At 59.5% G+C, this 20,515-nt stretch carries 22 protein-coding genes and 1 tRNA gene; 15 read left to right on the top strand and 8 right to left on the bottom strand.

Translation table 11 applies throughout. The features are described 5' to 3' along the window. The first annotated feature begins 126 nt into the window (after positions 1 to 126). Both AB8B33_RS19430 and AB8B33_RS19425 read left to right on the top strand, forming a co-directional pair. Positions 127 to 639: a GNAT family N-acetyltransferase gene (locus AB8B33_RS19430; RefSeq protein WP_439016569.1), complete on the top strand. Its 513-nt coding sequence runs from the start codon at positions 127 to 129 to the stop codon at positions 637 to 639. A 68-nt stretch (positions 640 to 707) separates the two neighbouring features. After that, on the top strand, positions 708 to 1,772 hold the full coding sequence (locus tag AB8B33_RS19425) for an ABC transporter substrate-binding protein (protein ID WP_310383665.1): 1,065 nt from the start codon (positions 708 to 710) through the stop codon (positions 1,770 to 1,772). Between the two features lie 179 nt (positions 1,773 to 1,951). Here the strand turns inward: AB8B33_RS19425 and AB8B33_RS19420 are convergent, their stop codons facing one another. Together AB8B33_RS19420 and AB8B33_RS19415 are read right to left on the bottom strand one after the other, a co-directional pair. Next, positions 1,952 to 2,785, bottom strand: a complete 834-nt coding sequence (locus tag AB8B33_RS19420) for a class I SAM-dependent methyltransferase (protein ID WP_113320945.1) — start codon at positions 2,783 to 2,785, stop codon at positions 1,952 to 1,954. A 191-nt stretch (positions 2,786 to 2,976) separates the two neighbouring features. After that, positions 2,977 to 3,657 (bottom strand): winged helix-turn-helix transcriptional regulator, encoded by a 681-nt coding sequence (locus tag AB8B33_RS19415; protein ID WP_113320944.1) that lies wholly within the window; start codon positions 3,655 to 3,657, stop codon positions 2,977 to 2,979. A 327-nt stretch (positions 3,658 to 3,984) separates the two neighbouring features. Here AB8B33_RS19415 and AB8B33_RS19410 point away from each other — a divergent pair, with 327 nt between their 5' ends. The 5 genes from AB8B33_RS19410 (at position 3,985) to AB8B33_RS19390 (ending at position 9,556) form a co-directional block, all read left to right on the top strand. Then, the gene (locus AB8B33_RS19410) at positions 3,985 to 4,929 is read left to right on the top strand and encodes a Bug family tripartite tricarboxylate transporter substrate binding protein (protein WP_439016568.1); all 945 of its coding nucleotides are present in this window, start codon (positions 3,985 to 3,987) and stop codon (positions 4,927 to 4,929) included. Then, positions 4,926 to 5,417, top strand: a complete 492-nt coding sequence (locus tag AB8B33_RS19405; protein ID WP_310383659.1) for a tripartite tricarboxylate transporter TctB family protein — start codon at positions 4,926 to 4,928, stop codon at positions 5,415 to 5,417. The genes AB8B33_RS19410 and AB8B33_RS19405 overlap by 4 nt, the downstream gene beginning before the upstream one ends. A gap of 92 nt (positions 5,418 to 5,509) precedes the next feature. Then, on the top strand, positions 5,510 to 7,027 hold the full coding sequence (locus AB8B33_RS19400) for a tripartite tricarboxylate transporter permease (RefSeq protein ID WP_310383657.1): 1,518 nt from the start codon (positions 5,510 to 5,512) through the stop codon (positions 7,025 to 7,027). A gap of 274 nt (positions 7,028 to 7,301) precedes the next feature. Next, a complete protein-coding gene (locus tag AB8B33_RS19395) occupies positions 7,302 to 9,209 on the top strand; it encodes a methyl-accepting chemotaxis protein (protein ID WP_439016567.1) in 1,908 nt (635 codons plus the stop codon). 176 nt (positions 9,210 to 9,385) lie between these two features. Continuing rightward, complete coding sequence (locus AB8B33_RS19390) at positions 9,386 to 9,556, top strand: hypothetical protein (protein WP_439016566.1); 171 nt, start codon at positions 9,386 to 9,388, stop codon at positions 9,554 to 9,556. A gap of 128 nt (positions 9,557 to 9,684) precedes the next feature. Here AB8B33_RS19390 and AB8B33_RS19385 read toward each other — a convergent pair whose 3' ends face one another. Next, positions 9,685 to 10,779 carry a DUF475 domain-containing protein gene (locus AB8B33_RS19385; RefSeq protein ID WP_439016565.1) on the bottom strand — a complete coding sequence of 365 codons (1,095 nt, stop codon included), beginning with the start codon at positions 10,777 to 10,779 and terminating at the stop codon, positions 9,685 to 9,687. Between the two features lie 372 nt (positions 10,780 to 11,151). On the opposite strand from AB8B33_RS19385, the gene AB8B33_RS19380 reads away from it, so the two are divergent. From AB8B33_RS19380 to AB8B33_RS19370, 3 genes are all read left to right on the top strand, one after another. Beyond that, complete coding sequence (locus AB8B33_RS19380) at positions 11,152 to 11,391, top strand: hypothetical protein (protein WP_439016564.1); 240 nt, start codon at positions 11,152 to 11,154, stop codon at positions 11,389 to 11,391. A gap of 38 nt (positions 11,392 to 11,429) precedes the next feature. Beyond that, entirely contained in the window at positions 11,430 to 11,606 is a 177-nt protein-coding gene (locus tag AB8B33_RS19375) for a hypothetical protein (RefSeq protein ID WP_439016563.1), read from the top strand. Positions 11,607 to 11,763: 157 nt separating this feature from the next. Continuing rightward, a complete protein-coding gene (locus AB8B33_RS19370; RefSeq protein ID WP_439016562.1) occupies positions 11,764 to 12,477 on the top strand; it encodes a hypothetical protein in 714 nt (237 codons plus the stop codon). Positions 12,478 to 12,511: 34 nt separating this feature from the next. Here AB8B33_RS19370 and AB8B33_RS19365 read toward each other — a convergent pair whose 3' ends face one another. The 3 genes from AB8B33_RS19365 to cpdR1 form a co-directional block, all read right to left on the bottom strand. Next, positions 12,512 to 12,988 (bottom strand): hypothetical protein, encoded by a 477-nt coding sequence (locus AB8B33_RS19365; RefSeq protein WP_439016561.1) that lies wholly within the window; start codon positions 12,986 to 12,988, stop codon positions 12,512 to 12,514. 225 nt (positions 12,989 to 13,213) lie between these two features. Then, positions 13,214 to 13,288, bottom strand: a tRNA-Val gene (locus AB8B33_RS19360). A gap of 84 nt (positions 13,289 to 13,372) precedes the next feature. Further along, on the bottom strand, positions 13,373 to 13,735 hold the full coding sequence (gene cpdR1, locus AB8B33_RS19355; protein ID WP_003542883.1) for a response regulator CpdR1: 363 nt from the start codon (positions 13,733 to 13,735) through the stop codon (positions 13,373 to 13,375). 190 nt (positions 13,736 to 13,925) lie between these two features. Here cpdR1 and AB8B33_RS19350 point away from each other — a divergent pair, with 190 nt between their 5' ends. Together AB8B33_RS19350 and hisN are read left to right on the top strand one after the other, a co-directional pair. Continuing rightward, the gene (locus AB8B33_RS19350) at positions 13,926 to 14,807 is read left to right on the top strand and encodes an N-formylglutamate amidohydrolase (protein WP_310383648.1); all 882 of its coding nucleotides are present in this window, start codon (positions 13,926 to 13,928) and stop codon (positions 14,805 to 14,807) included. 251 nt (positions 14,808 to 15,058) lie between these two features. After that, the gene (gene hisN, locus AB8B33_RS19345) at positions 15,059 to 15,832 is read left to right on the top strand and encodes a histidinol-phosphatase (protein WP_113320938.1); all 774 of its coding nucleotides are present in this window, start codon (positions 15,059 to 15,061) and stop codon (positions 15,830 to 15,832) included. 105 nt (positions 15,833 to 15,937) lie between these two features. On the opposite strand, the gene AB8B33_RS19340 is transcribed toward hisN, so the two are convergent. Next, positions 15,938 to 16,909 carry an alpha/beta fold hydrolase gene (locus AB8B33_RS19340; RefSeq protein WP_439016560.1) on the bottom strand — a complete coding sequence of 324 codons (972 nt, stop codon included), beginning with the start codon at positions 16,907 to 16,909 and terminating at the stop codon, positions 15,938 to 15,940. 237 nt (positions 16,910 to 17,146) lie between these two features. Here AB8B33_RS19340 and AB8B33_RS19335 point away from each other — a divergent pair, with 237 nt between their 5' ends. Both AB8B33_RS19335 and AB8B33_RS19330 read left to right on the top strand, forming a co-directional pair. Then, entirely contained in the window at positions 17,147 to 17,671 is a 525-nt protein-coding gene (locus AB8B33_RS19335) for a hypothetical protein (protein WP_439016559.1), read from the top strand. Between the two features lie 325 nt (positions 17,672 to 17,996). Beyond that, a complete protein-coding gene (locus tag AB8B33_RS19330; protein WP_007822816.1) occupies positions 17,997 to 18,467 on the top strand; it encodes an Hsp20 family protein in 471 nt (156 codons plus the stop codon). 71 nt (positions 18,468 to 18,538) lie between these two features. On the opposite strand, the gene AB8B33_RS19325 is transcribed toward AB8B33_RS19330, so the two are convergent. Continuing rightward, positions 18,539 to 19,543 (bottom strand): bile acid:sodium symporter family protein, encoded by a 1,005-nt coding sequence (locus AB8B33_RS19325; protein ID WP_439016558.1) that lies wholly within the window; start codon positions 19,541 to 19,543, stop codon positions 18,539 to 18,541. A gap of 94 nt (positions 19,544 to 19,637) precedes the next feature. On the opposite strand from AB8B33_RS19325, the gene AB8B33_RS19320 reads away from it, so the two are divergent. Continuing rightward, positions 19,638 to 20,492 (top strand): LysR family transcriptional regulator, encoded by an 855-nt coding sequence (locus AB8B33_RS19320; RefSeq protein ID WP_439016557.1) that lies wholly within the window; start codon positions 19,638 to 19,640, stop codon positions 20,490 to 20,492. The last annotated feature ends 23 nt before the right edge of the window (positions 20,493 to 20,515 follow it).

Genomic DNA, 20,515 nt, shown 5'->3' with positions numbered 1-20,515 from the left:
CGGCCCTGCGCATCATCAGCCCGATCGCCACGACGCCATGGGCCGGTTTCGATCCGCACCGAGATGTCGATGGCGGGGCGCAGACCGTCGTGGTAAGGACAAGGGGAGTTTGGGGAGGCTTTGCAGATGCGGAACCTGTCGGTCGGGCTTGTGGAAAGCCCGGAAGAGATCGATGCCGTTCGGCATCTCAGCCGTGCCTTCCGACAATGGCTTTACGACAACTATCCCGACGAGCGGGCGCAGATAGAACTTTACTACAGTCCGGAAAAATTCGAGGCTATGCTCGCCGACCTGCCGAAGATCCATGCAAGGCCACAAGGGGCAATGTTCCTGGCGCGGCTGGATGGAGAGATTGTCGGCTGCGTGATGCAGCATGAGATCGCTCCGGGCATATCGGAGATGAAGCGGCTCTTCGTTTCCGAGCAGGCACGCGGCAGTGGCGCAGCACTGGCGCTTTGCGAAGCGTCCCTCGCACAGGCCAAGAAGGATGGCTACCGGATGATGCGGCTCGATACCGGCCATCGGCAGGTCGCTGCCCAGAAGCTATATCGCCGCCTGGGTTTTCGCGAGCGAGACGCCTACTACGAGATCCCTGATGATCTGAAGCCGATCCTGATGTTCTTCGAGCGCGAGCTTTGAGGTCTGGCTGTAGCCACCACTGGAAGCCGACCCTTGTCTGGCTTGTGCGGCTCGGGCATTCTTGCGCGATGAGGAGCCTTTTCATTCTGTTCCTGTGTCTGGTGCCCGGCTTTGCGGCAGCGGATCAGGTCTTCTATCCGGCGAAGTCGGGCAATACCGATGCGCCGGTGCTGACAGTCTATTCCTCGCTCGACGAGCCCTTGGCGCAGCCGATGATCCGCGGCTTTCAGGAGGCCAATCCGGACGTGGCGGTCAAATACGAGGACATGCTGACGGGGGATATTTACGACCGCATCGTCAAGGAGACGGATGCCGGTCACAAAACGGCGGACTTCGCCTTCTCCTCTGCGATGGACCTGCAGGTGAAGCTTTCGAACGACGGCTATGCGCAGGTGAGCAACCTGCCGATGAGCGCCCAATGGCCGAAATGGGCGAACTGGCGCAACACCGCCTATGCGCTGACCTTCGAACCTGCCGTCTTCGTCTATCACAAGCCGAGCTTTGTTCATGAATCGGTGCCGAGCTCGCGGGCGGAATTCGTCGACTATTTGAAGCGCAAGGGCAATGAGGTTTATGGGCGGATCGGGACCTATGACATTGAACGTTCCGGCGTGGGCTTTTTGTTCATGGCGCGCGATCAGGAACAGTTCGGCGATATCTGGTCGGTGATCGGGGCGATGGGGGCAGCCGGCGTGAAGCTCTACTCCACGAGTTCGGCAATCCTCGAGCGGGTGGCCGATGGGCGCTTCGTGCTCGGCTACAATATCCTCGGCTCTTATGCGGCCGACTGGGCCTCGCGTCATCCTGACGTCGGCATTGTGTTGCCGAAGGATTATACGGTCGTGATGTCGCGCATCGGCCTGGTGCCGCAGGCTGCTGCCGAGCCGGAACTCGGGCGGCGCTACCTTGCCTTCTTCATGTCGAAGGAAGGTCAGACGATCATGGCCCGTGAGTTGCAGATCCCGGCCGTCAGCCCGGAAGTGGCGGGCGAGAATACCGCCAATACGTTGCAGGAACTGCTCGGCGCACAGTTACGTCCGGTGCCTGTCAGCCCCGGTCTGATGGTCTATCTCGATCAGGTGAAGCGGGCTCGGCTGATTGCGCACTGGAATGAGGTGCTGCGGACGCAGTAAAAACCTCGCTCGGCCAGTAGGAAACCTGTGGGCTGACCAAAATAAATCACATGTTCTCAATGACTAAGCGCTGATCCATTCGGCAGGAATGGTCCGAGCTCTAACTCAAGAATATAAAGGGCGAGGTTGCTGCTAGCGAACCTTGCCCTTTCGCATTTATGCCGTGACGGCAGCTACGGTCAGCCTTTGCGTATCACCACTTCCAGATATTCAGCCGGCACGACCATGGTGCCGTCCTTGGCGCGGTTGAAGCGGGCGATGAGCGCAAGGAAATCCTCTTCGAGAGCCGCCTTGCCCGGCTGTGGCAGAGCTTCGAAGGCCTTGTGGACAGGGCCGTACCAGGTGCGGAACACTTCCAGCCAGTGGGCGGGTGAGCGGTAGCGGAAATTATACATACGTGACGTCGCCTCGATGCTGGCCTGGCCGCCGAACATTTCTTCCAGCCTTGCCTTCGTGCCCCACAGCGCCGGCGACCTGAGGCCCGGCATCGGCGGAATATGCTTGCCTATCGTCTTGAAGACCTGGCCGATGAAGCTCTCCGGCGTCCAGTTCGCCATGCCGATGCGCCCGCCTGGCCGGCAGACGCGCAGCATTTCCTTTGCCGCCTTGTCCTGATCCGGCGTGAACATGACCCCGAAGGTGGAGACGACGACATCGAAGCTTGCATCCTTGAAGGGCAGGGCCTCGGCATCGGCCTGCTGGAACTCCACCGCCAGACCGTTTGCCATCGCCCGTTCGCGGCCGCGCTCCAGAAGCTCCGGCACGTAGTCGGTCGAGGTCACCTCGGCCCAACGCCGCGCAGCGGCAAGCGTCGCATTGCCGTTGCCGGCGGCGATATCGAGAACCTTTTCGCCGGAGCGCAGGTCCAGGGCTTCGCACAGGCTTTCGCCGACGATCTGCAGCCGGGCGCCGATGACGGAATAATCGCCAGAAGCCCAGGCGACCTGCTGGCGCGACTTCAACGCGGCGAGATCGGGTGTGGGCTGTGTCACGGCATTCGCTGTGGTTTGCATGGAATGTCTCCTCTCATCTCGGCGAACGAAGGCCAGAGCCGCGAGCGCCCGCCGGTTTTTGATATCCAGATATAGCGCAGCGTTCGACCAGCCTCTTGGAGTGCCTCAGGTCCGCTCGCAGGTAGATCGTGCCTCGGGTTGGGCAATCGGCCTAGTGTAGAAAATGGACTGGAGCCGATACAGAAAATGGATCAGGCGGCGTAGGAGCTGCGCACCATCCAGTTTCCGATGCTTGTGGCGAGCGACATGTCGCCGATGAAGGAGATGCGTTCCCTGGCGATCTCGGTATCGAGGCTGGAATGGCCCATCCAGGCCGAGGTCATCGCCTTCAAATCGGCGGTGACGAAGAGGTCGACATCGTAACCGGGATCTGTGAGGCAGAGGTCCACAGGCGTGCCTAGCCGCGCCACGAGCCAGTAATGCCGTTCGTCACGCGGCAATTCGGGATAGGTGAACTGGATGACGCTGCGCTTGCGCGAGGGCAGGGCGGCGGCATTGACCTTGCGGCGCATGTTCCACATCAGAATGCGGGCATCGAGCTTTTCGAGGGTTACGTTGGCGTCGATATTGCGATGCGCCCAGGTGCCGAGCGCATGCACGATCGGCTCCAACTCGTTGGCGATCTCGGTCGTCCGATAGACGATCTCACCCGTGATGCGGTTTTCCGAGCGGGTGACGAGGCCGTTTGCCTCCATCTCGCGCAGCCGTTTTGCCATGAGGGTCGGTGACATTCCCGGTACGCCGCGTCGGATCTCGTTGAAACGTGTGGAGCCGGACCACATTTCGCAGAGCAGCAGCAAGGTCCATCGCGGCTCGAGCAGCTCGCACGCCTTGGAAACCGGACAAAACTGGTTGTAACCGCCATTTGCCATCGGATCGCCCTCCGCGGCCGACTATCGGCCAAGTTCCTGAGAGCGTCCAGTACTGACAATGTACTAGTCCAGTCGCATTTCGCGGGAAGGTAGTCGAATTACGGCAAAAAAGTGTCTTGCCGCACTGGATATCCCGCCGATGTCAGCTAAATGACAGCTTCATATGATGGCTTGGGCTACTTCCTCTCCGTGGAGGCGGAGAGTTGAAGATTTTCCGGGAGGACTTCCGCTCGCTATCAGGACAATTGCGTCCACCGATCGGTGATCTCTCCTCATTTTCAAAAATAGCACAGGCGGTCCGCTCAGCCGCAGCACGGAGGACACATCGTGAAGCACACTTTCATCGCAACCCTTTTAGCAGCGGCCATTGCGCTGCCGGCCTATGCGGCTGATTACACCATCATCGCTCCGGCAGCGCCCGGCGGCGGCTGGGACCAGACGGCCCGCTCGCTGCAGACGGTGCTGCAGCAGGAAGGTATCTCCAAAAGCGTCCAGGTTCAGAACGTACCGGGCGCCGGCGGCTCTATCGGTCTTGCCCAGTTCAGCAGCCAGAGTGCCGGCAATCCGAACGCTCTCATCGTCGGCGGCTACGTCATGGTCGGCGCACTGCTGACCAACAAGTCCGTCGTCACGCTGAAGGACGTCACCCCGATTGCCCGCCTGACCGGCGAGTACGAAGCCATCGTCGTTCCGGCCGCATCCGACATCAAGACGCTCGCCGATCTCGTCACCAAGCTGAAGGCTGATCCCGGCGCCGTTTCCTGGGGCGGCGGTTCTGCCGGCGGCACGGACCACATCGCCGTCGGCCTGATCGCCAAGGCTTCCGGTGTCGATCCGACAAAGATCAACTATGTCGCCTTCTCTGGCGGCGGCGAAGCACTCGCCGCTATCCTCGGTGGCCAGGTCACGGCCGGCATTTCGAGCTACAGCGAGTTCGAATCGCAGGTCAAGGCCGGCACGCTGCGTCTGCTCGGCGTTTCCAGCGATGCCCGCATCGCCGGCGTCGATGCGCCGACCTTCAAGGAAGCTGGTACCGACGTTTCCATCCAGAACTGGCGCATGGTCGCTGCCGCCCCGGGCCTGACCGATGACGAAGTCGCCTCGATTGCAGCAGACTTCGACAAGCTCCACAAGTCTGCTGCCTGGCAGGAAACCCTGAAGACCAAGGGCTGGGCCGACACCTATCTCGCAGGTGACGAGTTCAAGGCACAGCTCGAAAAGGATGTCTCGGCCACCGAAGGCATTCTCAAAGACATCGGTCTCGTTCAATGAGCGAAGCCGATATCTCATCGGCAACGAAGCGCCGCCCTGATTGGGCGGCGCTGGTCATTGCCGTCTTCCTCATTGCCGTCGCTGTCGTGGTGTTCTGGGATGCCTCGCATCTGAAGACGATTGCGCAATATGACCGCATCGGCCCGTCGACGGTGCCGAAAGTCGTCGCTCTCGGCCTGTTCTGTCTCGGCATCTGGACGGTGATCGAAGCCTGGCGCGGCGATTTTCCGGAACGCGAGCATCAGGAAGTGGCACCGGTCATCTGGATCGTCGCAGGCCTTGCCGGGCAGATGCTGCTCCTGCGCATCGCCGGTTTCTCAATTGCGACCGGCGTGCTCTTTGCGCTGACCGCGCGCGGTTTCGGCAAGCGCCAGATCTGGTTCTCGCTGCCGATCGGCATCATCATGAGCTTCATCGTCTGGGCGATCTTCTCGCAGCTCCTGCAGCTCACGTTGCCAGCCGGGCCGCTCGAACATCTGTTCTTCTGATAGCGCTCGCCTCGCGCCGGGCGCTTTCAGTTCTCTAGTTTTTGCGCGGACGGTCCTGTGCCCCCTCAGGAGCCGCCGCTTGGGATAAAACCATGAGCACATTCGAATTCCTATGGCAGGGCATTCTGGTTGCTGCGCAGCCGATCAACCTGCTCTACGCCTTCATCGGCGTGACCCTTGGCACCGCGGTTGGCGTACTGCCGGGCATCGGCCCGGCACTGACGGTCGCGCTGCTCTTGCCCGCCACCTACAAGCTCGATCCGGGCGGCTCGCTCATCATGTTTGCCGGCATCTACTACGGCGGCATGTATGGCGGCTCGACCACGTCGATCCTTTTGAATACGCCGGGTGAAAGCGCTTCGATCGTCACCGCGCTCGAGGGCAACAAGATGGCGCGTGCAGGTCGCGGCGGACCGGCATTGGCGACAGCGGCCATCGGCTCGTTCGTCGCCGGTCTCATCGCCACGCTCGGACTTGCTTTCGTCGCCCCCTATATCGTGAAACTGGCGTTGATCTTCGGTCCCCGCGAATATTTCGCGCTTATGGTGCTGGCATTCGTGACCGTCTCTTCGGCCTTCGGGGATTCGGCGTTGCGTGGCCTCACCTCGCTCTTCATCGGCTTTGCGCTCGCCATGGTCGGGATCGACCAGCAGACGGGCCAGGCGCGCCTTTCCTTCGGCATACCCGACCTGCTCGACGGTATCGAGGTGACGACGCTGGCTGTTGCCATGTTCGCCATTGGCGAGACGCTCTACATCGCCGCTCAAGGAAAGCGCGGCGAGGACAAGGTGGAAGCGGTTCGTGGCTCGCTCTGGATGAACAAGCAGGACTGGGCACGCTCCTGGAAGCCGTGGCTGCGTGGCACGATCATCGGCTTCCCCATTGGCGCGATGCCGGCGGGCGGCGCCGAAATCGGCACGTTCCTCTCCTACGCCACGGAAAAGCGCCTGTCGAAGAACCCCGAGGAATTCGGCCATGGCGCCATCGAAGGCGTTGCCGGTCCCGAGGCTGCCAACAATGCATCGGCCGCCGGCACGCTGGTGCCGCTGCTGACGCTTGGCCTGCCGACGTCAGCGACAGCGGCGATCATGCTGGCCGGCTTCCAGCAATACGGCCTGCAGCCGGGTCCGCTGCTGTTTGCGACCAACCCGCAGCTCGTCTGGGGTCTCATCGCCAGCCTGCTCATCGCCAATGCGATGCTCCTGGTCCTGAACCTGCCGATGATCGGTCTCTGGGTTCGCCTGCTGACGGTTCCAAAGCCGTGGCTCTATGCCGGCATCCTGCTGTTTGCCACGCTCGGCACTATCGGGGCCAATCCTTCGGTCTTCGAGCTCGGCATGCTGCTTGGTTTCGGCGTGCTCGGTTATATCATGCGGATCTTCGGCTATCCGATCGCGCCCACCGTCGTCGGTCTCATCCTCGGGCCGCTGGCCGAGCAGCAGCTTCGCCGAGCGCTCTCGATCAGCCAGGGCGACGTGACCACGCTCGTCATGTCGCCGATCGCCTGCGGCCTGCTGATCGTCGCCGCTGCGGCCTTCCTCATTCCGCTGATCCTGAGATTGCGTGGCCGCGGCCAGGTTCTTTCTCAGCTCGCGGCAAATGAAGACTAAAACAAAAAGACGACCCCGACCCCTAATTCAGGCCGGCCGTGGCAACATGGCCGGCCTTTTCTTTGCCTTTCACAGCCTGTGCAATTTCGTCCTGAAGAAAAGCTAATAAGTATGGCTCTTGTTCTGTGGCGCGGCAATTTCGCAGTGACAGATCCAGCCGACGTTTAATTTAAATTTAAGCGAATCTCCCAATATTTTGCATCACCACTGCCCTGGATGCAGGCATGAAGCCCTCATCAGCCTGCCGCTTCCCCTCTTCTATCAGGAACATTGTATGAGACGCCCACGCGTAAAATTATTACTCTCCGTTGTCTTTGCCGTCATTGCCATCATGTTCGGTCTGCTTGCGTGGATGTCGATCAGCAGCATGCGGCTCTTGAACGGCCAGACGGAAGTCATCGCGACCAACTGGATACCGAAAATCGCTACCGGCAAAAGCATTGAGAGTGCTTTCTATCGGCTGAACTCGGCCTATTTCGAGCATATCCTGGCCGATACGCCCGAAGCAACGAAGACTGCGGAGACCGAGATCGCGCAACGCACCGACACGCTTTCGCAGCAGATTGAAAAGTACCGACCACTCGTTACCACCCAGCGCGGTGGTGAACTTCTAAAGGCTATCGAAGGCGGCGTCGCCGACTATAAGCAGGTTGCGGTGCAGATGATCTCTCTATCGAGTACCGGCAAGAAAGCGGAAGCGAAGGCGCTGCTTTCCGGCGACATGCGCACCAAGCTCGACAAGGCGTCCGGTTATCTCAGGGACCTGCTCGACTTCAATACGTCAAGCTCCGACAAGATCTACCGCGATGGCATCTCGGTCTTCCAGACGACGGTTCTGGCAGCCGCTATCCTGATTGCAGTCTGTGCTGCGATCCTGCTGGCTGCAGTGGCGTTTGCCATCATCGGCGTTGCCCGCCCCATCGAGATGATCACGGCTTCGATGAAGAAGCTGGCAGCCGGCGATACGGATAGCGCCATTCCCTTCCCGGGCCGTTCCGACGAGATCGGCGATATGGCAGGGGCTGTCGACATTTTCCGCGCCAATTCGGTCGCCAATCGCCGTCTGGAGCAGGAGGGTGAGGCACAGCGCAATCTCACAGAGGAAGAGCGTCGTCGCAGCGCCGAACACGAGCATATCAAGGCTGAGGAGATGCGACGGGCCACGGCTGGCCTCGGCAACGGTCTGAAGCACCTTTCCGCCGGTGACCTCACGTTCCAATTGAGGGAACCGTTTGCCGCTGATTTCGAATCGTTGCGTGCCGATTTCAATTCGTCGGTTACACAGCTCGCCGACGTCATGCGGGCCGTCGCCGCCAGCGCCTCATCCATCGACAGCGGAACCCGAGAGATCAGCCAGAGTGCAGACGATCTTTCCCGCCGTACCGAGCGGCAAGCCTCCTCTCTGGAGGAGACGGCGGCAGCGCTTGACGAAATCACCGTCAATGTCGCGAATTCCTCCAAACGCGTCGATGAAGCCAAGTCGGTGGCAATCCAGGCAAACGGCAGCGCAGCAAAATCCGGTGCCGTCGTCGCTGATGCCGTCCACGCAATGGAGCGGATCGAACAGTCTTCGAGCCAGATTTCCAATATTATCGGCGTCATCGATGACATCGCCTTCCAGACGAACCTGCTGGCGCTCAATGCCGGTGTCGAGGCCGCGCGTGCCGGCGAAGCGGGTAAGGGTTTTGCTGTTGTCGCCCAGGAAGTGCGCGAACTCGCTCAACGCTCTGCTCAGGCGGCGCGCGAGATCAAGGATCTCATCAGTGCCTCGACAGGTGAGGTTGCCGTCGGTGTGAAGCTGGTGCGTGAAACGGGTGGGGCTCTGAGCACGATCGGCGACTATGTCGTGACGATCAACAAGCACATGGAAGCAATTGCCACTTCGGCACGGGAGCAGTCCACGGGACTGACGGAGGTCAATTCTGCTGTCAACCAGATGGATCAGGTGACACAACAGAATGCTGCGATGGTCGAGGAGAGCAACGCGGCGAGTGCCACGCTGGCAACCGAAAGCCGCAGACTGCGCGAGCTGATTGCTCGCTTCGATCTCGGTCAGGGCAATGCTTCGACGCACCGGACCGCTACTCCGCCTTCTGCATCGGCCAAGCCGGCGGCCACGCGCACGGCTGGATACGCGAGTGTCGGAAATGTTGCCTTGAAGCAGGAATGGTCAGAGTTCTAACCGGCTGAATTTTCAGTCGAATTCCGAAGCGGCTCGGGGCGACCCGGGCCGTTTTTTGTTTGCCGGCGAAAGAAATATGCGCTTCTTGCATAGCAGCGGTGATTTCTTGCGCGTTGTAGGTGCATCCGGATTTCCCCACCTAGGAAGGGTCAACGAAAGAGCGAGAGGAAAAGAAGATGTCCGCTTTCAGAAAGTCGATCCATAATGGTTTCCTGGCCCGCGCCATTGCAGCGCTCGGTGCCGCAAACGCAGTCAGCGCCGCTGTCGAAGGTGGCCGCAAGCCACGCGCACGTGACCTGCAGGAACTCGGTATCGATCCGGTAAGCTTTGGCCGTGTCATCCGGTAAGACGTGCCGAATGCATAGATTGAGTGTCAGATCATCTATTGAATGAATGAGCCCGCAACCGTTGGTCGCGGGCTTTGTTTTTTGGACTATGCGAGCCGCAGCGCCAGACCGTGGCGGCTTTTTGACTGTCAGGCGTGCAGGCGCTCCCGCTCGGGGACATCAGCTTCTTTCTGCAGCTCTTGCCTGTTGTAGCGGATCGAGGACCAGAGCGAGATGCCGATCAGGGCTGCGCCGCCAAGGCCGGTGATGACCTCGGGAATGTGCGTCAAGGTCTGCACATACATGATCACCGAGAGGATCAGAATGGCGTAGAAGGCGCCGTGTTCCAGATAGCGGTATTCGGCCAGCGTTCCCTTTTCCACCAGCATGATCGTCATGGAGCGCACATACATGGCGCCGATGCCGAGGCCGATGGCGATGATGAAGAGGTTCTGCGTCAGTGCGAAGGCGCCGATGACGCCGTCGAAGGAGAAGCTGGCATCCAGCACTTCCAGATAGATGAAGGCGCCGAGGCCACCCTTTGCCGCCTCGCTCATCGCGCGCTGCGATGCATCGAGAAGACCACCAATGACTTCCACCACCAGGAAGGTCACGAGACCGTAGATGGCGCAGTAGACGAAAGTGGTCGAGTCTTCGCCTTCCAGGAGATAGGAAAACAGCAGGATCAGCAGGAGCACGAACGCGATCTCGATACCCTTGATGGTGGCCGAACGCGCCATCAGCCGCTCCAGCGAGCCGATCCAGTGGACTTCCTTCTCATGGTTGAAGAAGTAGCTGAGGCCAACCATCATCAGGAAGGTGCCGCCGAAGGCTGCGATCGGCAGATGCGCATCATTCATGATGCGGGCATATTCGGCAGGTTCACGCGCCGCAAGCACGAGCGCTTCCCATGGGCCGATCTTTGCTGCGATGGCAACGATTGCCAGCGGAAAGACGATACGCATGCCGAAGACGGCAATAACGATACCCCAGGTCAGGAAGCGATGCTGCCAGACAGGGGTCATTTCTTTCAGCTTATTGGCATTGACGATGGCGTTGTCGAAGGAGAGCGAGATCTCCAGCACAGCCAGTACCGTGCAGATGAAGAAAACAGTGGCCATGCCACCCAGCGTGCCGGTCGACTGCCAGCCGAGAAATGCGCCGAGTGCCAGGCCGAGTGCGGTGACGATGAAGGCCCAGCGGAAGTAGCCGAGCGAGGATTTGTGGGATTGAAGCTGGTTCATGGCTGCACCTCGCAGCCACAAACCGTTTCTGAAGATGGGGTGAAAACAGAAAAACGCATACCACATAGGGCATGCGCTATTGGCATGGTGAGCTTTTTCATCGATGAAAAATCCGCCGGCTAATTTGCAGGCGGTACCGACATCACGAGAGCGCCGTAAAAACTCTCGCCAGAGGGGCCCGGCACCAGGGTTCCCCCGCAGCCGATGTCTGGATGAGGCGGCGGGTGCTCCACTAGGTAGTCATGTTGCTGCGCCAGTCAAGATGCACGGACGGGCAAGGTTATCGATTTCTTTGGAACCATACTGGCGCTCACCCGTTCCGTCCTAGCTGAGCCGATGAAACATCTCAGATACTCTTGAAGGAGGGCGACGATGCATAATTCGACCCATGTTCCCGACAAGCGCACGGAAGCGTCGGACCGTATGAAGCGGGCGAAACCCAATCGCATGCAGAGGGCGCAGGTTCTGCCCCCGCACCAGGTGGACCTGACGCTGACCCCGGGCGCAATACACGACATTCATGTGCCTGCGCATATGACCGGCAGCGACCTTTCCAAGGGCGGGCTTGATATCAAGAGCAACGATGCCAACGTCGCAAAGCCCGTGCGCTGAAAACCAGTTCCGCAACCGACAAGACAGGTGAAATACGAATGACGATCAATCTTGTGCCGCGGGATATCTTCATCCAGCATGAATATGAGTGGCAGGCCGTGCGCGAGGCGGCCGAACGCCGGATCGATATAGGCAAGCGCGAGACGCCATCCGCGCAGTCAAGCGGGCAAACCGCAAAGCCCGCTGCTGCAACCTCGGCAGCGCAAGGCTGCTGAATACAGGGCAGAGTTTGAATGAGACGCCCGGCCATGCGCCGGGCGTTTTCTTTTCCGACGAGTTCTGGTCTGGGAAAGCGACCCACGGCCATATCTTGCCAACCTTTCCGAAAGGATTGGGCAGCGATAATCCGGCCCATTCAAGGGAATCGGATCGATGGCCAAGACAGCGACACGCCGCCGCAAGGCGCCGGCAAAAAGGAAGAGCAGCGCGTCCTCCAGCGGCGCGATGCCCTGGATGGTGATAGGCATCGCGGCGGTGGGCGCCATTGCCGCCTATGACAATTGGAAGAGCATCCGCCCGATGCTTGGCAAGGCACCTGCCGCCGTCATCAGTGAGGCGGCTGAAGGCAAACCTCAGACATCCAAGGAAGCGCCGAAGCAGGTTGCCGTTGCGGCTCCTGCTGTCAAGCCCCGCCAGACAAACGATCCAGTACCACCTGCAGCGATCCCCTCGGCTCCAGTGCCGGCGGCAAAGATCGTGCCGGCCTCTATTTCTCCTGCTTCCTCGTCCTCGTCGGAAACCGCCAAGGCGGCTTTCGGATATTGCGGGCAGGGCGAGCATATCAATTGCGTCGGTGACGCAGGTACCTTCTGGTATAAGGGCGAGAAGATCGTCATCGCCGATATGGTCAGCCCGGACGTGGACCGTGCACGCTGCGAAGACGAACGGAAGATTGCCTTTGCTGCCAAGTCGCGTTTGCTTGCGCTGCTGAATGCCGGTCCGTTCAACATGAATGCTGTCGGCAAGGCAGATGACCGGGGTGCGCCGCGTGTCATTTCGCGCGACGGGCGCTCTTTCGGCACGCGGCTTATCAATGAGGGCCTGGCCAGGAAGCCGGGATCTGCCGGCGGTTCCTGGTGCGCTTGAGGCCCCCGGTCTGACGATCGCTTATTTTCGCGTGTTATTTCCGTGCTGGCGCCTTGCCGCTGGTGCGGAAGCTGCCGGTGAAGGCCGAATCCTTGCTTTCGGCCGTGCATTCGATGGCAGTCGGCTTACCGGAATAAGGATTGCCGAAGGTGCACGAACCGGCAACCTTCACCTCACCTGTCATCTTGTTTCCAACGCCCGTGGTGACAAGGCTGAGCGGCAGGCGGGCATTGCCATTGGACGCGGGCTTGATGCCCTTCCCATCGCCCTGGAAGCCCAGCAGCTTGCCATCAGAGGTGAAGATGAAGGTCACAGTGCCGTTGATGAGCGTCACGCTTGCCAGCTCGCCCTTGCAGCCCTTCGTGGCATCGAATTTCGCGACGACCAGCTTCTGGCACTTGCCACCAAGGGCGATGACGCCGGGCGCACCCGGAAAATTGTCGTCGGCCTGCGCTGCAGCTGCAAAAGCGAGGGTGGAGAAGGCGGCGATGGCAAGCGCGGATAATTTCATTTCGATTCGAACCCCATGTCCTGACGAGGCGAATCAACGCCTCGGGCTCTATTATCGCGCATGGCATGGCTCTGTGTCCGAATTTGGTTTCGATCCCTTCGGATAAGATTTGAGACGAGCCGGTACAGGTGGCTTGGCCTGGAATGCGAATCCGGCAACTTAAAACCGGAAACTAAAAAGGCCTTTCGATTTCTCGAAAGGCCTTTGCTTTTCAGCGAATTAGGATGGTGGGCGTGACAGGGATTGAACCTGTGACCCCTACGATGTCAACGTAGTGCTCTCCCGCTGAGCTACACGCCCATCCGATGGCGGCGCATAGATCACAAAACCTCCGGAGCCGTCAATAGGCTTTTTTGAAGTTTTGTGACGAGCCGCCAAGAAGCCTTATGCGGCAAGCATCTTGTTGACCTCGTCAACGAGATCGCGCAGGTGGAAAGGCTTGGAAAGGACCTTTGCATCCTTCGGAGCCTTCGAATCAGGGTTCAGTGCAACGGCTGCGAAGCCGGTGATGAACATGACCTTCAGGTCAGGATCGAGTTCGGTCGCACGGCGCGCCAGCTCGATGCCATCCATTTCCGGCATGACGATATCGGTCAGCAGCAGGGAGAAGGGCTCCTCACGCAGGCGGTCATAAGCGCTAGCGCCGTTGTCGTAGGAAAGGACCTTGTATCCGGCCTTTTCGAGCGCCTTCACGAGGAAGCGGCGCATGTCATTGTCGTCTTCGGCGAGAAGTATCTTCTGAGTCATTAATCCGGACCGCTGATCACTGATGTTTTTCTAGGATACCAGCCGTCTACACTAAACTTCGCCCGGTAAACAACCGGTGAAATCGCCCTAGCCACGACCGCCATCCCTTCTATGTAGTATGGACTTAAGGGCAGGCAACTGGCAACATAGTCGTCACAGCCACTTGATGACATGGTAAAGAGGGCAGAAAGTGCCGGAAATACGCGAATACGAGCTTTTTGAAGTGCATGAGCCCGTGTCGCAGACCATTCCTTTCGTCTACAACTCCCCTCATAGCGGTCGCATTTATCCACCGGAATTCATCGCGCAGTCGCGGCTGGAAGGTATCTCGATACGCCGGTCCGAAGACCATTATGTCGATGAGCTGTTCGGCGCAGCCGTGGACCTCGGTGCGCCACTCCTCCTTGCGAATTTCCCGCGCGCCTACCTGGACGTCAACCGTGAGCCTTATGAGCTCGATCCGCGCATGTTCGACGGGCTGTTGCCGCCCTATGCGAATATCAACTCGCTAAGGGTTGCGGGTGGACTTGGCACCATTCCGCGCATCGTGGCCGAGAACATGGAAATCTATGCGCGCCGGCTGCCCGTTCAGGAGGGGCTGGAACGTGTCGAAAGTGTCTACAAGCCCTATCACTCGACGTTGCGGCGGCTGATTGCACGCACCCATGTACAGTTTGGCTTCGGCGTCCTGATCGACTGCCATTCCATGCCGGGCAACGTGCGCGTTGCCGGTAGCAATGCGCGGCCCGATTTCATCATCGGCGATCGCTACGGCACCAGCGCTTCGGCAGAGCTTTCGCGTACGGCAATCGGCATCCTCGAGGAAATGGGTTTTGCAGCGATCCGCAACAAGCCCTATGCCGGTGGCTTCATCACCGAACATTACGGCCGTCCGTCACGCGGGCTGCATGCGCTGCAGATCGAGGTCAACCGTTCGATCTACGTCGATGAGGTCACGCTGGAGAAGCGGCCAGATTTCGACATCGTTGCAGCCGCCGTCACGTCGTTCATGCGGCAGATGGCAGACTATGTCGAAAAATTCTCCGGCGACCGGGCGCTCGCGGCCGAGTAATTTTCTGCCTTCAGATCAAAAAAAACCGCGCTTTGTGAGCGCGGCTAAGTCTAGGGAGGAAACACCCAAGGAGGGTATTTACAGTCAGAAGACTGTAGGTAAGAAACTACTGCTGCATTGCACAATTGTCAAGCATTATATTGCACTGCAAAATATTTAGGCAGCTAATCGGAAATTGCCTGTTGTGTTTGCAATCCGCCGGTTTTTCGCTATGAAAAACGCCATTTCCCGCCAGCTATGTGGATTTCTCCATGCTTCCTGACCGTTCGTTCTTCAACCGTCTCGCCGAAGCTGCCAAGGCCGAAACCCTGCCGCGTTTTCGCTCGGGCACCAATGTCACCAACAAGCTGTCGTCCGGCTTCGATCCGGTCACTGAAGGCGACAGGGCGGCGGAGACAGCCATCCGTGCGCTGATCGAAGCGCATTTCCCGGAGCACGGTATTCTGGGCGAAGAACATGGCAATGTCGGCCTCGACCGCGAGCATGTTTGGGTGATCGACCCGATCGACGGTACGCGCGCCTTCATTTCCGGCGTTCCGGTCTGGGGTACGCTGATCGGCCTGCAGAAGAATGGCCGGGCGGTTGCCGGTATGATCGAGCAGCCTTTCACCGGCGAACGTTACTTCGGCGACGAAAACGGTTCGACCTATAGCGGGCCTGAGGGCGAACGCCGGCTGCAGGTGCGTGACTGCGGCGCTCTTTCCAATGCCATCCTCTTCACGACCTCGCCGCATCTCTTCGTCGGCGAGGAGATGGAGAAATATCGCGAGATCGAAAGTCAGGTGCGGCTCTTCCGTTATGGCTGTGACTGTTATGCCTATGCGCTGCTGGCGGCAGGCCATGTCGATCTCGTGATCGAGAACAGCCTCAAACCCTATGATGTCGGTGGGATCATTCCTGTCATCGAGGGCGCCGGCGGCATCATGACCACCTGGGACGGCGGACGGCCGGAAAACGGCGGCTCCATTATCGCTGCCGGCAGCAGGGCGGTCTATGAAGAGGCGATCGCCATCCTGCAGCGCTAACGCGCGTCGTGCAAAAGTGTGCAGCGGTTTTGCGATAACCACATGCGTAAAATAAGAACTTAAAGCATGGCGAGCGAATCCTGGAGACCGCGATGGGTTTAAGTTTCAGACGCCGATCGCCGTCACGTCATCGGTCGCCTCGGCGTCGCTGCCGGGAATGAAGGCGTGGAAGGCGGCAAGTGCTGCGGTACGATACATATCCCTTTCCTGGAATATCTCGTGGCGGGCGCCGTTGATCGGTACGAGCTGACCGGCGCGGAAATAACGCGAAAGCCTCTCCTGCACCGTATAAGGCACCAGCCCGTCGCGTGTCGGGGCGATGACGACAGAGGGAATGGTGATCGAAAAGAGATGATAGGGCTGGGTCACCCGGTCGATCGCCTTCATGCATTCATACATCCAGCGCGCGGTCGGCGCTCCCAGCGCAAGCTCCGGGTGGGCTTTTGCTATAGCCGCATTGCGCTCGAAGCGCGTTTCGTCCGATGTGAGCGGATTATCAAGGAATTGCAGCTCCTTCATCTTGCCGAGCGGCATCCCGCCGAGGCCAACAGCACAGAGTGCGCTCGATACCGTGCGGATGACGCCTTGGGAGGCGGCCTGGCCGATGAGGCCGAGGAAAGGGGCAGAGAGCACCATGCGCTCGATACGCGTCGAGAGATAGGGTGCGGCGGAAAGCGCAATCAGCGCGCCTGTGGAATGAGCAAGCATATAGAAGGGCAGGCGGGTATCCGGGAGCACGACCTTTTCGAGGAAGGCATCGAGATCGCGCTCGTAATCGGAAAAGCGGCGGATGTGGCCATGATTGCGTTTCTTGATCAGCCGAGGCGAACCACCCTGGCCGCGCAGATCGAAAGTCGCGACCCAGAGGCCCTTGGCGGTGAGATCTCGGATCGTCTCGAAATACTTCTCGATATATTCGCTGCGCCCGTGCAGGAGCACCACCGTTCCATGGGCGACCGGTGCCTGCGACCGGAAGACGGCATAACGCAACCTATGGCCGTCGTAGGTCTCGAAAAAACCTTCGGTGCGGTTCTCTGGCGCCGGATTGTCTGGGGTCGAGTAAAGAACCTGTTCCATAGGCAGAATGTTTCTTCGCGTGAGAGATATACTAGGGGATAGCGCAGAGGCCGGGAAAATCAATGGCGAAATTGTGGCTTAATATAAGCGAGGTATAATACATTAAGATTTTTCTATATGGCAAGCTTCGCGAAAGCAGAGACACGCTATGGTTAGTGCGAACGAAAGATTTGTCCCGGCATGAGGCCGGTTATCCGCACGTTCATGACTGAAGATTGGGGCGCCGGGAGGCTGGCCATGAGTTCGGTTTCTTCCGTCGGGCCTGTCAATTCCGGCGTCCACCAATCAACCGGTCCGCAGCGGCCGGAGTCCATTCTCGATTATTTGCAGTCGGACTATCTCGATATCGATCCGCCGGATGTGCATCCGGCGATCCTGAAACTGCTCAGCGACAATTCGAAGTCGCAGGCAGCTTTCGCGCGGGAATATTCTGCCGTCATGGCAATGCCGCAGAATGCCGACATTTCGCCGGAAAACGGCCAGTTCCTTGCGCTCGAGCAGATGATCGTTGACAATCGCGACGCCTTTCCGGCGGAGGGTTTCACGATCAGCACGAAGCTGCCGGGCGGCGGTTCCATCGTTGCCGAGGTGCCGCCTTCAAACAGCGGCGGCAAAGAGGACAGCAGTCCTTTGTCGATATTTTCAAGCAGTGATTCAGCTGCGCTGTCGCGCATCGTCAGCGCTCTCATGCTGAGCCATCAGGATGCCGCGGCTGATAGGCTGGATGCGACGCAGGATCAGCTTGCAGAGCTTTACGCCTGAAGAAAAAAGGCCGGCGGAGCTGAGGGAGCTCTTGGCCGGCCGAATTTAGGCTGAAGAAGAAGGGACGATACACTTCAGCCTTCGGGCCAGTGTCACCCGATGCCTCTATCTCTAGACAGCAGCGCCTGAACCTTCGCCGAACCTGCCGTTCATGCGGGGTTCACGCAGCCATCCCGGGTGCTTTGAAGAGGGCTTGAAGTCCCAGAAAGCCATACCCATCTGAACTCTGCGGACGCCAGAAGGGTCCGCGCAACCGTCCCGAAGCCGCCAAGAACGGGGTTTCAGGGCATGATATCGCAACACGTCGCTTCCCTAGGAGGACATCATGCGTCACGTAGACTTCTCTCCCCTTTATCGTTCCACCGTCGGTTTCGACCGCCTCTTTACCATGCTCGACAGCCTCTCCCAGCCGGAGCAGGTTCCGAGCTATCCGCCGTACAACATCGAGCGGACCGGTGAGAACACCTACCGTATCACCATGGCCGTTGCCGGCTTCGACGAAACCGAACTCTCCATCGAATCGCATGCCCACGCGCTCATCGTGAAGGGTGAAAAGCGCGAAGAAAATGCTGATGGCAGCGAGTTCCTCTATCGTGGCATCGCAAAGCGCGCCTTCGAGCGCCGCTTCCAGCTTGCCGACCATGTCGAAGTGACCGCCGCTTCGCTGAAGAACGGCCTCCTGCACATCGACCTTCTGCGCAGCATCCCGGAGGCTCTCAAGCCCCGCAAGATCGCTATTGCTGCCGAGCCGGTCGAGGCTCCGAAGGCGATCGAAGCACAGGTCGTCAACAACTAATCCGCTTTGACAGATCAGACGGAAACGGCGCCCTCGCGGGCGCCGTTTTTGTTTGCGGTCATTCTGTTCAATCAGGCTGGGCTTGCCGCTTCTTCAAGCTGCTTTTCGGTGGCCCGGCGGGCTGCGGCGGCGGCATATTTCTGGGCGATGACGGCGCAGACCATCAGCTGGATCTGATGGAAGAGCATCAGCGGCAGGACGATTGCGCCGATCGACTGGCCGGCGAAGATGACGTTTGCCATCGGAACGCCGCTTGCGAGGCTCTTCTTCGACCCGCAGAAGGTGATGGTGATCTCATCGGCCTTGTTGAAGCCCAGCCAGCGGCTGCCATACATGGTGATAACGAGAACGAGCGCCAGCAGCACCATGTCGGCGATGATGACGGCGGCGATGTCGCCGATGGAGAAGGTGTGCCACAGGCCCTCGACGACGGCCGTCGAGAAAGCCAGGTAGACGACCATCAGGATGGAGCCGCGGTCGACCGGCATCAGGATCTTCTTCTTGGAGCGGATCCATTCGCCGATCCAGGGCTGCAGGATCTGGCCGACGACGAAGGGGGCGAGGAGCTGGAGCAGGATCTGTTCGAGCGCATCGAAGGAAAAGCCGCCGTGGCCGCCGACCGAAAAGAGCAGGCCGACGAGCAACGGCGTCAGGAACATGCCGAAAATATTGGAAGCCGAAGCCGAGCAGATCGCTGCCGGCACATTACCACCCGCCATTGAGGTGAAGGCGATCGAGGACTGCACAGTCGACGGCAGCACGCAGAGGAAGAGGATGCCGAGATAAAGCGGCTGCGGCAGGATCGAATCCGGGATGAAGCCTATCGCCAGGCCGAGGATCGGGAAGAGTCCGAAGGTGGTCAGCAGAATGACGAGATGCAGCCGCCAGTGTAGCAGACCGGCGATGACAACATCACGCGAGAGTCGCGCGCCGTGCAGGAAGAACAGCAGCGCAATGGCGAAATCAGTCGCCACACCGAACCAGCCGGCAAAGGTGCCGCTCGCCGGAAAGATCGAAGCGAGAATGACGGTGCAGACGAGCAGGATCGTGAATGTATCGGGCAAAAAGCGGCGCATGGCAGTCTCGCTGGAATAAATGAGTCATTATTCTGTCGCTCATTATGATACAGGATGCAAGGAATAACAGTTATCGTGAATCAGGATCGCGCCTATGCTGGATCTTTCGCAGCTTCGCAGTTTCGTTACCGTCGAGCAAATGGGGAGCTTCACGCTCGCGGCCGAAAGGCTCGGCCTCGGACAATCGACGGTGAGCCAGCATATACAGAGGCTGGAAACGTCGCTCGGGCGCCGGCTTCTGGAGCGCGATACGCATAAGGTCATCCTGACAGGCGATGGCGAGGCGCTGTTGTCGCATGCGCGTGCCATGTTGTCGATCGAAGGGCAGGTGCAGTCGCTATTCAAGGGAGGCAGCCTGCGTGGACGCCTGCGTCTTGGTGTTTCCGAGGATTTCGTGACAAGCCAATTGCCGGCGGTGCTGGAGGATTTCGTTCGCTCGCATCCTTCGGTCGATCTGGAGCTGACCGTGGCGCTTTCAGGCGTGCTCTATGAAATGCAGGACGCAGGAGCGATCGACCTCGTGCTTGCCAAGCGAAGGCTTGGAGATGCGCATGGGCGGCTGGTCTATCGGGAGCCGCTGGTGTGGCTGGCGCGGGATCCCGAGCACATTCTTTCAGCCGGCCCGCTGCCCCTGATTGCCTTTCCGCCGCCAAGTGTCACGCGAGCCATTGCGCTCGAGGCACTCGGGCGGCATGGTGTGCCTTGGCGGATCGTCTGTACCTGCGGCAGCTTGAGCGGGCTGACGGCTGCGGCGCGCGCTGGCATGGGCGTGCTGGTGCAGCCGCGCAGCATGGCGCCTTCGGGACTGAAGGAGATCGCAGTCGGCAGGTTGCCGGTTCTCGAGGATGTTGAATTCGTGCTGGTGCCACGCAAGGGCGCCGATCAGGCGCTGGTGGAAGCACTTTCGGATGATATTCTGAAGAAAGTCAGGAACTTGCGGTCGGCTTGATTACCTTAAACAAAAATCCCGCC

It is taken from the genome of Rhizobium sp. 768_B6_N1_8 (genome assembly GCF_051811225.1).
In the GTDB taxonomy this organism is placed as follows: Bacteria; Pseudomonadota; Alphaproteobacteria; order Rhizobiales; family Rhizobiaceae; genus Rhizobium.
Note: the sequence above shows the minus strand (reverse complement) of the source record. Positions and strands in the feature narration are given on the sequence as shown.